The 14,014-nt window shown below is 61.3% G+C and carries 2 protein-coding genes; both read right to left on the reverse strand.

Annotated elements, in window-relative coordinates:
- The coding region (locus B0E55_RS30830; protein ID WP_133053478.1) for a non-ribosomal peptide synthetase at positions 1-8,717 on the reverse strand (8,717 nt) is incomplete at its 3' end.
- 93 nt (positions 8,718-8,810) lie between these two features.
- Positions 8,811-14,014, reverse strand: a 5,204-nt coding sequence (locus B0E55_RS30835) for a non-ribosomal peptide synthetase (RefSeq protein ID WP_133053479.1), incomplete at its 5' end; no start/stop codon positions are given.

Below are 14,014 nucleotides of genomic sequence, written 5' to 3' on the forward strand. Positions count from 1 at the left end.
TGGAAGCCGACACCGTCGACCTCCGGATACACCGTCCGCAAAATCTCATGCCGCGCAACAACATCCGACACAGCAGCATCCAACGCCGCCACATCCAACAACCCCGACAACCGAATCGCCACCGGAATATTGTTCGCCGACGACAACGTATCGAAACGGTTCAAGAACCACATCCGCTGCTGCGCCAACGACAACGGCACCAGCTCCGGACGCACCCGAGCAGTCAACGCCGCCCGCGCACCCGAACCGATCTCCGACTCCATCCGCGCAGCCAACAACTCCACCGACGACGCCTCGAACAACACCCGCACCGGAACCTGCGCATCGAGCGCCTGCCCCAACCGCGCTGCCATTCGAGTAGCAATCAAAGAGTTTCCGCCGAGTGCGAAGAAATCGTCATCCAGACCCACTCGCTCGACCCCGAGTACCGCCGAGAAAACAGAAGCGACAATTTGTTCTACCGGCGTGACCGGGGCCCGGAACACCGCAACCTCGAACACCGGCTCCGGCAACAACTTCCGATCCAACTTCCCAGAGGAATTCAGAGGCAACTCGTCCAAGACCATGATCGCGTTCGGAATCATGTAGACAGGTAGCGATTCAGGAAGCGCATTCCTCAGGACTTCTACGTCGATCACAGAATCCGGGACAGCGATCACATATGCGACCAGCTGATCGCCCATATCGGTGGATGCCACAGTGACCACGCACTGAGCTACCGTCGAATGCGCCAGCAGAGCTGACTCGATCTCACCCAGCTCGATCCTCTGACCACGGAATTTGACCTGAAAATCGGTACGCCCGACATACTCGAGTTCGCCTGCGGTGTTCCACCACACCAGGTCCCCGGTGCGATACATCCGACTGCCACCGGGATTGATTTCACCGTTCGTGTCGCTCGCCTCCACAAATGGGTTCGCGACAAATCGATCACTGGTGAGATCGGGTCGCGCGACGTAACCGCGCGCCAGTTGATCACCGGCCAGATACAGCTCACCTGCAACGCCTACCGGCACCGGCTGCAACCGACTGTCCAACACGTAGACCTGCGAGTTCCACTCGGGCACCCCGATCGGAATCCCTGTCGATTCCGATCCATCGACCTCGTAGTAGGTGATCGAGACCGCAGCCTCGGTTGGGCCGTACACATTGTGCAGGCTTGCAGACGAAACCTGAGCGAATGCACGTACCGTCTCCACCGGCAACGCCTCACCGATCACGAAGACGTCCCTCAGCGACACCAACGCCTGCTCTGGAACCGAAGCCGCGAAGACGGTCAACATCGACGGAACGAAGTCCGTCAGCGTCACCCGATGATCTTCGATCAGACCAGCCAGATACGCGGGATCTCGATGTCCGTCGTGAGATGCCAGCACCACTCTCGTACCGGACAGAAGCGCGGTGAAGTATCCCCACAACGAGACGTCGAATGTCGTTGCAGTCTTTTGCAGATAGACATCTTCTGTGCCGATGGCGTACTGATCCTGCATCCACAGGACCTGGTTCACGATGGCGTGATGCGAGACCGCAACGCCCTTGGGCTTGCCCGTGGAACCCGAGGTGAAGATCACGTAGGCGGCATTCACATCACGCAGTCGTCCACGACGATCAGCATCGGAAACGACGGAAGGCGAATAGCTCGAGAGGTCAGCAGCATCGATCAACAGCACGTCGGCGCCGTTCGGCGCTACGAAAGCGTCCCTCGTCGTCGACAGCACACAGACTGGATCGGCCGTCGTGAGGATGTGCCCGATCCGCTCGGCGGGGTGATCGGGATCCAATGGCACGTAGGCTCCGCCCGCGGCGATCACCGCGTACATACCCACTACGAGATCGAGCGACCGACGCATCGCCAAGGCCACCAACGACTCGGGCCCAACACCATCGTCTATCAGCTTGCGTGCCAATTTGTTCACACGATCGGACACCTCGCCATAGGTCAGCGACTGGCCGTCGAACACCACGGCAACAGCATCGGGCGCCAACGCAACGCGAGTGTCGAACAGCGAAGCCAATGTCTCACTGTTCCCGACGTCACGTGCGGTGGAGTTGCGCGCAGTCAACAGCGACTCGCGCTCGGTCTCCTCCAACAGATCGATGTCACCCACAGTGATCGACGGATCCACGACCACCTGCTCGAGGATCCTGGTGAACCGATCTGCGAATCCACGAATCGTCGACTCGTCGAACAGATCTGTGGCGTATGCGAACTCGGCGAACATGCCGTCTTCGAGCGCATCTTCGACACGGGGAGCGAGAGTAAGTTGAAGATCGAATTTCGCGATACCGGCATCGAACTCGAGGCCCGACACCTCCAACCCCGAAAGCTCCAACGCATCCTGGGACATGTTCTGAAAGAACAGCGCGACCTGGAACAGCGGGTGATGTGCCTGCGATCGGGTGGGGTCCAGTACCTCGACCAATCGCTCGAACGGAACATCGCCGTTGCCGAGCGCCTGAAGGTCCGTCCTCCGCGTTGCCGAGACGAGTGCACTGAACGGACTGGCGAGGTCGACAGGAGTCCGCAGGACCAGCGTATTCACGAACATACCGATCACATCGTCGAGCGCCTTTTCGCCTCGCCCTGCAACCGGAGTACCGATCACGATGTCACTGGTACCGGACAACCTTGCGAGAAGCACGGCGAGGGCCGAATGCATCACCATGAACAGCGACGCGTTCCGCTCGCGTGCGAGTGAGTCCAAGCTCGACCGAATCTCTTCGCTGACGGAGAAGCGATACGTAGCGCCACGATTCGAGGCGACGACCGGGCGGGATCGGTCAGCTGGTAACGCAAGCACTTCCGGAGAATCACGGAGGACGGAGCGCCAGTGGTCCAGCTGAGCCGAGATCAACGAATTCGGGTCGTCCTCGTCGCCGAGGACCTCCCGCTGCCAGAGTGCATAATCGGCGTACTGCACCTCGAGCGGAGTCCAATTCGGAACGCCGTTCGAAACCCGAGCGGCGTAGGCAACCATGACATCCCGAGTCAGCGGACGCATCGAGAACCCGTCCGCTGCGATGTGATGCACAACGAAGGCCAGAACGTACGAATTCTCAGCAAGTTCGAACAACCCGACGCGAACCGGAACGGTTGACGTCACGTCGAAACCCTGGAGCGCGAAACTCAGAAGTTCGTTGTAAACGCGTGAGGCGTCGATGACCTTCGGTGTCAGTTCAACCGGCACCTCGGACGACGGGAGGACTACCTGCTGCCCTTGCCCACCTTGCTCCGGGTAGACGGTCCGTAGCGACTCGTGACGTTCGATTACATCCGAAATCGCATGACTCAGCGCCGAAACATTCAGGGCGCCTTTGATATTCAATGCGATCGGAATGTTATTGACGGCAGAATCAGGATCGAAGCGGCTGAGGAACCACATTCGCTGCTGAGCTAGTGAGAGTGGGATCAACGCCGGCCGTGGGCGGGCCACGAGCGCGGCCCTCCCTCCTGCCCCTGCGATCAACTCAACCTGCGCTGCCAAACCTTCGACGGTCGAAGCCTCGAACAACACTCTCACCGGAACCTGAGTGTCGAGCGCTTGACCTACGCGAGCCACCAACTGCGTTGCGACCAAAGAGTTTCCGCCGAGCTCGAAGAAGTCGTCATCCAGACCGACCTGTTCCAACCGGAGAACATCTCCGAAGACGCCGGCCACAGCGATTTCGGCGACACTCGACGGTGCCCGAAACTCGCGCGCCACGAACACCGGATCCGGAAGAAGTTTCCGATCCAACTTCCCCGACACACCCAACGGCAACTCATCCAGCACCATCACCACCGCCGGCACCATGTAACCCGGCAGCCGACCCGCAACAACTCTCTTCAACTCGTCAACGTCCACCACACCACCAGCGGCCGTAACGTACGCAACCAACACATCCTCACGCACAACCACAACTACCGACGACACCGACTCGTGCTCACGAATCACCGACTCGATCTCACCGAGCTCGATCCGCAAACCGTGCAACTTCACCTGAAAGTCACTACGACCGATGTACTCCAACTCGCCCGACGCAGTCCACCGCACCACATCACCCGAGCGATACATCCGCCCACCATCACCCGAGAACGGATTCGCCACAAATCGATCCGACGACAAATCCGGCCGACCCACATATCCACGAGCCAGCTGAACACCCGCCAGATACAGCTCACCCGCAACACCTACCGGCACCGGACTCAATCGAGAGTCCAGAACAAACACCTGCGTATTCCATACCGGAGCACCGATCGGCACCCCCAGAACATCCTCCGGCACCACCTCGTGGAACGTCACATCCACCGCAGCCTCGGTCGGACCATACAAATTGTGCACCCCGACACCCGGCAACACAGCCCACACGTCGGCAACAACACTCGCCGGCAACGCCTCACCTGACGCGAACACCCGAGTCAACGAAACACACCCAGCCACAGACGAATCCGTCACGAAAACCTCGAGCATCGACGGCACGAAATGCACCGTCGTCACACCCTCCCCCACAATGACCGACGTCAAATACCGCGGATCACGATGCCCATCCGGCACGGCCACCACCAATCGAGCACCAACCTGCAACGGCCAGAACAACTCCCACACCGACACATCGAACGTGAACGGCGTCTTCTGCAACACCACATCCGACGAATCCAACCCGTACTCGTCCTGCATCCACGCCAACCGATTCACAATCGACGCATGCGAAACCGACACGCCCTTCGGACGTCCCGTCGACCCCGACGTGAAAATCACATACGCCGAATTCCCCGACAGCAAAGGCGAGACCCGATCAATATCCGAAACAGGGTTATCCGAAAAACCAGACACATCAACAACATCAACCTCGACCACCGGCACCACACCGGCATCGAATCCAACGTCAGAGGTACTGATCACGCATACCGGCGACGCCGACTCCAACACGTACGCATTGCGCTCCGCAGGCTGATCCGGATCTACCGGAACATACCCACCGCCAGCCTTGAGCACGCCGTAAACCGCAACCAACAAATCAACCGACCGACGTACCGCAACACCCACCAACGACTCCGGCCCCACACCCACCGAAACCAGGTACCGGGCAAGACGATTCACCCGCGAATCGAACTCCGCATATGACAGCGAAACACCCTCGAACGACACAGCTACCGCATCCGGCGACGCCTCCACCTGAGCATCGAACACGTCCACCAACGACACATCCGCAACCTCATGCGCAGTGCCATTCCACGACTCGAGCACCAAAGATCGCTCACCCGAATCGAACATATCCACATCGCCAACCCGCACCGAGGGATCGGCAACCATTGCTTCGAGAACTGAAATCAACCGCTTTCCGATTGATTTGGCAGACGACTCGTCGAACAGGTCGGTCGCATAGACCAGTGCGACGGTCAAACCACCGACCTTGTCCGCGGTGTCCGATTCCCACACAGTGAATTGGAGGTCGAACTTCGCGGCCGACGACTCTACGTCCAGTCCGGAAATGCGCAGTCCCGGAACCTCCAGACTTTGCTGCATGCTCTGTCCCAAGTTCTGCAGCGAGAGCATCACCTGGAACAACGGGTTCCGTGCCTGAGACCGGGCGGGGTTGAGTACCTCCACCAGTCGTTCGAATGGCACATCGGCGTGCCCGAAGCCGCTGAGGTCGGATTCGCGCGCCCGCGAAATCATGTCCCGTGCCGAAGCTTCGAGATCAACCTCCGTGCGGAGGACGAGTGTGTTGACGAACATTCCGATCAGGTCGTCGAGAGCTTGATCGCCTCGACCGGCGACCGGTGTGCCGATCACGATGTCCGAAGTCCCGGACAACCGCGCCAGCAGAATCGCCACGGCACTGTGCAACACCATGAACAGGGATGCGTTGTTGTCCAGCGCAATTCGATTGAGAGCCTGGTGAAGGTCAGGCTCGATCGTGAATGTGTGCCCGGCTCCCCGGTTCGACGCGACGCGCGGGCGCGGGCGGTCCGACGGAAGATCGAGCTGATCGGGGATACCGGCCAACGCGTGGCGCCAGTAGTCGACCTGGCGAGTGATCAGAGAATCCGGGTCGTCCTCACTGCCGAGAACTTCGCGCTGCCACAGTGCAAAGTCGGCGAACTGTACGGGCAGCGGAGCCAGATCATGCGCAATTCCCTGTGTCCGAGACACATAGGACGAAACGATGTCCTTGGTCAACGGTCCCATGGAGAACCCGTCACCGCTGATGTGATGGACGACGAACACGAGGACAAATTCGTCGGCGGTGGGTTGGAAGAGTGCCGCCCGAATCGGAACCTCGGTGGTCACGTCGAACCCCGGGGTAACGAAGTCGGTCACGCGCTCGACGATCGCCGACTCGTCTACCCGTATGGGAGTCAGGTTCGGTACCACGGCTGCAAGGTCGACCAAGCGCTGATATCCGACGCCGTCGACCTCCGGGTACACGGTTCGAAGGATCTCGTGCCGCTCGATCAAATCTTCGAGCGCGCCCTGCAAGGCATCGACATCGAGCGCTCCGCTGAGACGCAGCGCGACCGGAATGTGGTCGACTGCCGATTCTGGTTCGAATCGGTTGAGGAACCACATGCGCTGCTGCGCCAAAGACAGCGGAACCAACTCGGGGCGCTCGCGAGGGATCAGGGGAACGTGAGCCTTGCGGTCTTCTGAGATTTTCGCTTCGTCGATGAAGACGGCAAGTTCTGCGGCGGTGGGTGCGTCGAAGAAGTTGCGCATGTCGATGGAGATGCCGTGTTCGGCATTGATCCGCGCAACCACGCGAGTGGCGAGCAACGAGTTGCCGCCCAGCTCGAAGAAGCCGTCGTCTGCCCCTACCCGATCCTGCCCGAGTAGATCGGCAAAGATCGCGACCACGCCGGCTTCGGTGGGTGTCGCAGGCTCGCGGTACTCGACCGTCTTCGACACGAATTCGGGTGCGGGCAAGGCTTTTCGATCCAGCTTGCCGCTGGCATTGAGCGGAAACTCGTCCAGTTCGACGAACATGGCAGGGACCATGTAGTCGGGTAGCCGTTCACCCAGCGACGACGTCAGAATCTCTGAATCGATGCCCTCGCCGACGATGTACGCGACCAAGTTGTCACCGATCGTTTCGTCCGAATGGACGATCACCACGGCTTGGGAAACACCTTCACAATCGAGCAGTGCCGCCTCGATCTCACCGAGTTCGATGCGCAGACCGCGGAGCTTGACCTGAAAGTCAGTGCGACCGATGTATTCGAGCTGGCGGTTCGCTCCGACGCCGCGCCAACGCACCAGGTCTCCGGTTCGATACATCCGCGATCCGTCGGTAGTGCCCGGCCGAGCCACGAAACGGTCTGCCGTGAGATCGGGACGCGACACGTATCCCCTGGCCAGCTGAATCCCGGCAAGATAGAGCTCTCCTGCCACTCCTGAAGGCGACGGCCGGAGCGCGTCGTCGAGCACCAGGAGTTCGGTGTCTGCCACGGCCGCGCCGATCGGCACGGACACCTGATCTCGCTCACCGGTTTCGTAATAAGTCACGTCGACGGCAGCCTCGGTCGGGCCGTACAGATTGTGGAGTCCAGCACTGCTGACCTCGCGCAGACGTGCCGCGGTTCGAGCCGGCAACGCCTCACCGGAAGCGAACACGTAGCGAAGGGTTTTGACCTGCGCAACAAGGGGTTCGGCGACGAACACGGCGAGCATCGACGGCACGAAGTGCACCGCCGTCACTCCGCGCTCGATCATCGTGCGAGCCACGTACACCGGATCACGATGTCCGTCGGGTTCCGCGATCACCAGCGATGCACCGACCTGCAGCGGCCAGAAGAACTCCCACACGGACACATCGAAAGTGAAGGGCGTCTTCTGCAAGATCACGTCGTCGGCAGTGAATCCGTACTCGGTCTGACGCCATTGCAGGTTCGCGACGATGGCACGGTGAGAGACTGCAACGCCTTTGGGGCGTCCGGTCGATCCGGACGTGAAGATGACATACGCAGTGTTGTCCGCGCGCAGCGGCGCCAACCGGTCGGCGTCGGTGACAGTTGTCTCGGCACGACCCGACAAGTCGAGGGTGTCGACGTCGAGCGTGGGCGTACCGTGCGGCAGCACCACGGCATCGGACGTACGTGTGAGCACAGCCGTGGGCTTCGCGATCTCGAGTACGTAAGCGAGACGGTCGGCAGGATGATCCGGGTCGAGTGGAACGTACGCGCCGCCGGCCTTGACGATCGCGTACATCGAGACGAGGAGATCGATCGATCGACGCATCGCGAGACCGACGAGGCTGTCCGGTCCGACACCTGCCGCGACGAGTTCACGGGCCAGGCGGTTCGCTCGCGCGTCGAACTGCGCGTAGGTGAGCTGCGTTCCGGCGTAATCCAGCGCGAGCGCATCCGGCGTCCGCTCGACCTGCTCGTCGAAGAGTCCTGCGAGGGTCACGTGTGCATCGGACTCCGACGCGACCTCGACGATCGAAGTGCCGTCGGTGATGAGACGGTCGACCACCGCGCCGAGACCGTCGGCCTCGCTGCCGATCAGCTCTGGCAGCACCGTGGAAACGACAACAGGAACCAGGGCATCCGCCCCCAATGCCCCACCCATCGCGGTGTCGAGAGTGACCAACTCGTCATTGAGTCGTCCGTAGCTGATTTCGGTTCCACCGTGGCTCAGAGCCACACGATCAGGATCTACCGCCGCAACTGCAGCCACCAACTTCGGCAGATCTTCGATCGTCAGCGACTGCGGTCCCGGAATACCGACGGACATCTACACTTCCTCCAACTGACTTTCGTGAAGTGCGCCCCGGCCGAGCACAGCGTTCTGCTCGGCCGGAGGCGTTCACTGGGCAAATACTGAATGTTACCCGGCCGTACCCCCACGGCCCGCTGACACCGACTGTGCGTCAGCTACCACCGAGCTCACAAGTGTGGCGAGACCGTCGACGCCAAGTGCCGGCAGGATGCCCGGAACAAGTCCGGCGAGCGACACAGAAACCAGAGCATCGGGGGCGAGAGCAGCCCCCATGGCGGTACGCATGGCAACGAGCTTGGTCGACAACTCACCGAAGGTGACAGCCTGATCACCGTGGGTGAACGCAATTGCCTCAGGATCGGCGGCCGCCGCTGCGGCTGCCAGTTCGGGTAGGTCTGCCGCGGACTTCGGCTCGGCAGCGCTCGCTTCCTCGCGTTCCTGCTCGGTCACGATGTCGATCGTGCGAATCACGACCCCGGGATCGGTCACCAGTTCTTCGAGCACCCGCCCGAATCGCGCCGCAAAAAGCGCGATGGTCGATTCGTCGAACAGGTCGGTCGCATAGGTGAAACGCATCCTCAGCCCGGACAGCACCCCGGCATCGTCGAATTGCTCGATACCGGTGAGCTGCAGATCGAACATCGCCTGGTCGAAACCGCTGTCGACCGCAGAGAGCTCGAGGCCCGGGAGCTGGAACGTACCGAGAGCCATGTTCTGGAAGGTGAGCATGACCTGGAAGAGCGGCGAGTATGCGTGAGAGCGCTCTCGCCCCAGTTCGTCGACCAACCGCTCGAACGGTACGTCGGCATTGGCGAATGCCGACAAGTCCTTGTCCTTCACGTGTGCCAGAACGTCGACGAACGTCGAAGCAGGCGCGATCTCTGTTCGCAAGACCAACGTGTTGACGAACATCCCGACAAGATCGTCGAGCGCCCGCTCACCTCGACCCGCGATCGGCGTCCCGATTGCGATGTCGTTCGATCCACTCATCTTCGCCAGCAGCACGGCCAGGGCAGTGTGAACCACCATGAAGACTGTCGAGTTCTGCTCCCGTGCGATCGTCGCAAGCCGGTTGGTGGTCTCGGAATCGACGGCAAACTCGAATTCCGCACCGCGCATGCTGGCCCGCGCCGGCCGCGGCCGGTCGGTCGGCAGTTCCAGAAGCTCCGGAGTGCCCTTGAGCTCGTTCACCCAGTACGCGAGTTGACGGCCCAGCTGACTGTCCGCGTCCTCCGGCGATCCGAGGACATCACGCTGCCACAGCGTGTAGTCGGCGTACTGCACCTCGAGCGGAGCCCACTCCGGCGTCTCCCCGCCGGTACGTGCGGTGTACGCAACCATGGTGTCTCTGATCAACGGAGCCATCGAGAAGCCGTCACCGCTGATGTGGTGAATGACAACGACGAGGACCCGCTCGGATTCGTCGACCTCGAAGAGACGGATTCGCAACGGAACGGCTGTCGTGACATCGAAGCCCTCGCGAACTGTGTCAGCCACCTGCTCGGCGACAGACGCTTCGTCGGTTGCGATCACTTCCAGTCCTACCGTCGCTGCGGAGCGAGGCAGGATCATCTGAACCGGTCCGTTGCCCCGGTCCGGGTATACCGTCCGGAGCACTTCGTGACGCTCGATCAGATCCGACACCGCGGAGTGAAGTGCGTCGACATCGAGAGCGCCGGACAGCCGGATCGCGACCGGGATGTTGTACGCACCCGAGGTCTTGTCGAACTGATTGAGCACCCACATACGTTGCTGCGCCAACGACAGCGGGATCTCGTGCGGACGCACCTGGGCCACCAACGGTGGGCGGCCACCCGATCCCGCGTGTTCGAGAACCCTCGACGCCAATGCCCCGACAGTCGACGCCTCGAAGATCACGCGGACCGGAATCTGCGCGTCCAACGCCTCACCCAGCCTCGACACGACCTGCGTCGCGACGAGAGAGTTTCCGCCGAGCTCGAAGAAGTCGTCGTCGAGTCCGACCCTCGCCACACCGAGTACGTCAGCGAACACACCCGCCACGATCTCTTCGACGGGGTTGGTCGGCGCACGGAATTCGGTCGCCTCGAATTCGGGGTCGGGCAGGGCTTTGCGATCGACCTTGCCGTTGATGTTGAGCGGTAGTTCGTCCAAGACCATCAATGCCGCCGGCACCATGTAACTCGGCAACTCAGCCACAAGAGTCCGCTTCAAGGTTTCGACATCGATGCTTTCCCCGCTTTGAGGAACGACGTAGCCGACAAGTCGATCACCGGTACGCGCATCCGACTTGGCCACCACCACAGCGGAGTCCACGCTGGCCTGCTTGCGAAGAAGCGCTTCGATCTCACCGAGTTCGATGCGGTAGCCACGGATCTTGACCTGGAAGTCGGCGCGCTCCACGTAGTCGAGTTCGCCGTTCTCCGTCCACCGGACGAGGTCGCCCGTGCGGTACAACCGCGAACCCGCGTCACCGAAGACGTTGGCCACAAATCGTTCCGACGTCAGATCCGCGCGCCCGTGATAGCCGCGAGCAAGCTGGGCACCGGCGAGGTAAAGCTCCCCGGTGACTCCGACGGGGACCGGATGCAAACGCGTGTCGAGCACGAACACCTGCGTGTTCCATTCGGGGGCACCGATCGGCACCGACGTCGTATCGTCCGAACCGACGACGTGCGCTGTCACCGAGACCGCGGCCTCGGTCGGACCGTACAGATTCACCAACTGCGCGTCGCTGAGTTCTGCAAACTCGGTGGCCGTCGCGGCCGGCAACGCTTCACCGATCGCGAGCACCTGACGAAGCGATTCCGGAAGACTATTTTCCGACGCCGACTGCAACATCGCGAGCATCGACGGCACCACGTGGAGCGTCGTGACCTTCTCCCGCGTCATCAGGTCAAGCAGGTAGCTCGGGTCCTTGTGACCTTCAGGTTCGGCGATCACCAGTCGTGCACCGGAAGTCAGTGCCGACCAGAACTCCCAGACCGAGAGGTCGAAGGTTGCCGCCGTCTTGAGCACCATCACATCGGATCGGTCCAGGCCGTACTGATCGCGCTTCCAGAGAATCTGGTTGACCACCGCCCGATGCGAGATCGCGACGCCCTTCGGCCGCCCCGTCGATCCCGACGTGAAGATCACATAGGCGGTGTTGTCCGCTCGCAGTGGAGCACTGCGATCCCCATCGGTAACCGTCGCGTCCGCGTAGGACGCGAGATCGATCGTGTCCATCTCGATCACAGAATCACCGAACGCCGGATTCTTCGCAGTGGTCGAGGTAGTGAGGACGCAGACCGGATCTGCCATGGTCAACACGTACTCGATGCGATCGGCCGGGTGGTTCGGATCGATCGGTACGTATCCACCACCTGCCTTCACCACCGCGTACATGGCGACCAACAGTTCGACCGATCGCTCGATTGCCAACGCGACCAACGACTCAGGACCGACACCGGTTGCAATCAGATGGCGTGCGAGACGGTTGACACGTGCATCGAACTCGGCGTAGGTCAGCGACGTGTTCCCGGCGACCAATGCCACCGCACCTGGGTTCGAACCGACCTGCTCGTCGAACAGTTCGACCAGAGTGGCTCCCGGGACGGGGTGATCGGTGTCGTTCCAGCGGTTCAGGATCCGGTCGCTCTCGGACGAATCCATCAGCGCGAAGTCGCCTACGGTCAACGACGGATCCGACGCGATCTCCCCGAGCAATCGCACGAATCGATCGGCGAAGTCCTGCACGGTCGACTCGTCGAACAGATCATGCGCGTAGCTGAACATCGACGTGATGCCGGCTGCAGATCCGTTGGCGTCGTAACGATCACTGACGATCAACTGAAGATCGAACTGCGCGACCCCATTGTCGATATCGACGCCCTTGACGGTGAGTCCCGGAAGCTCGAGCCCTCCGGTTTCCATGTTCTGGAACAGGAAGCCGACCTGATAGAGCGGATGACGAGCGGTCGAACGCGGAGGGTTGAGCACCTCCACGAGTCGCTCGAACGGAACGTCCGAATGTGCGAACGCTTGAAGGTCGGTCTCCCTGACACGTCCGAGCAGGTCGAGGAACGGCGCACCGCTGTCGATCTGCGTACGGAACACCAAGGTGTTCACGAACATGCCGATGAGATCGTCGAGTGCCCGCTCACCGCGTCCGGCAATGGGCGTACCCACCGCGATGTCCTCGGTTCCGGACAGTCGAGCCAACAGCATCGCGAACGCAGTGTGCGTGAGCATGAACAGCGTCGAATTGTTTGCCCTGGCAAGACCGCTCAGCCGAGCATGCAACTCTGCATCGATATCGAAGTGCAGGTAACCGCCGCGGAAGGACTGCGTCGCGGGGCGCGGCCGGTCAGCTGGAAGTGCAAGCTGATCAGGCAGCCCGGCGAGAGCATCGCTCCAGTACGCAATCTGCTGCGAAGCGATAGATCCCGGGTCTTCCTCACGGCCCAGCACCTCTCGCTGCCACAGGCTGTAGTCGGCGTACTGAACGTCGAGAGGAGCCCAGGACGGTGTGTACCCGGCAACCCGCGAGGCGTATGCGGTCACGACATCTCGAGCGAACGGTGCCATCGAGGAACCGTCGGCGGAAATATGATGAATCGCGACACCGAGTACGTATTCGTCGGAAGCCAACTGGAACAACCGGATACGAATCGGGATCTCGCGTGTGACGTCGAAGCGCGTCGACGCCAGCGCGACCAACTCACCTTCGAGTTCGTCCACGCCGGTCGGTTCTGCGACGATTTCGTCCGACCAACTCGACACGGGCTTGACGACCTGCACCGGACCGTCTCCGATTTCCGGGTAGACGGTTCGAAGTGATTCGTGCCGCCCGATCACATCAGAGATGGCCGCGCTCAGCGCCGAGACATCGAGATCACCCTGAAGGCGCAGCGCCATCGGGATGTTGTATGCAGCAGCGCTCCCGTCGAATCGGTTGAGGAACCACATACGCTGCTGCGCCAACGAAAGCGGAATCCGCTCTGGCCGTTCGACAGCGGTCAGCGCGAATCGCCCACCCGAACCGGTCCGGCTTTCGGCATGTGCCGCGAGATCCTGCACCGTGGACGCTTCGAACAGAACTCGAACCGAAAGTTCGGTATCGAGAGCATCGGCGATTCGCTTGATCGTGCGAGTGGCGTTGAGGGAGTTGCCGCCGAGCTCGAAGAAATCGTCATCGAGACCCACCCGATCAACACCCAACACCTCGGCGAACACCGACGCAACGATCTCCTCCACCGCCGTCACCGGAGCCCGGAACACCGCGGCCTCGAACACCGGCTCCGGCAACAACTTCCGATCCAACTTCCCCGAAGCATTCAACGGCAACGCAT

The organism is Rhodococcus sp. 66b (assembly GCF_002076325.1).
Taxonomy (GTDB): Bacteria; Actinomycetota; Actinomycetes; order Mycobacteriales; family Mycobacteriaceae; genus Rhodococcus_F; species Rhodococcus_F erythropolis.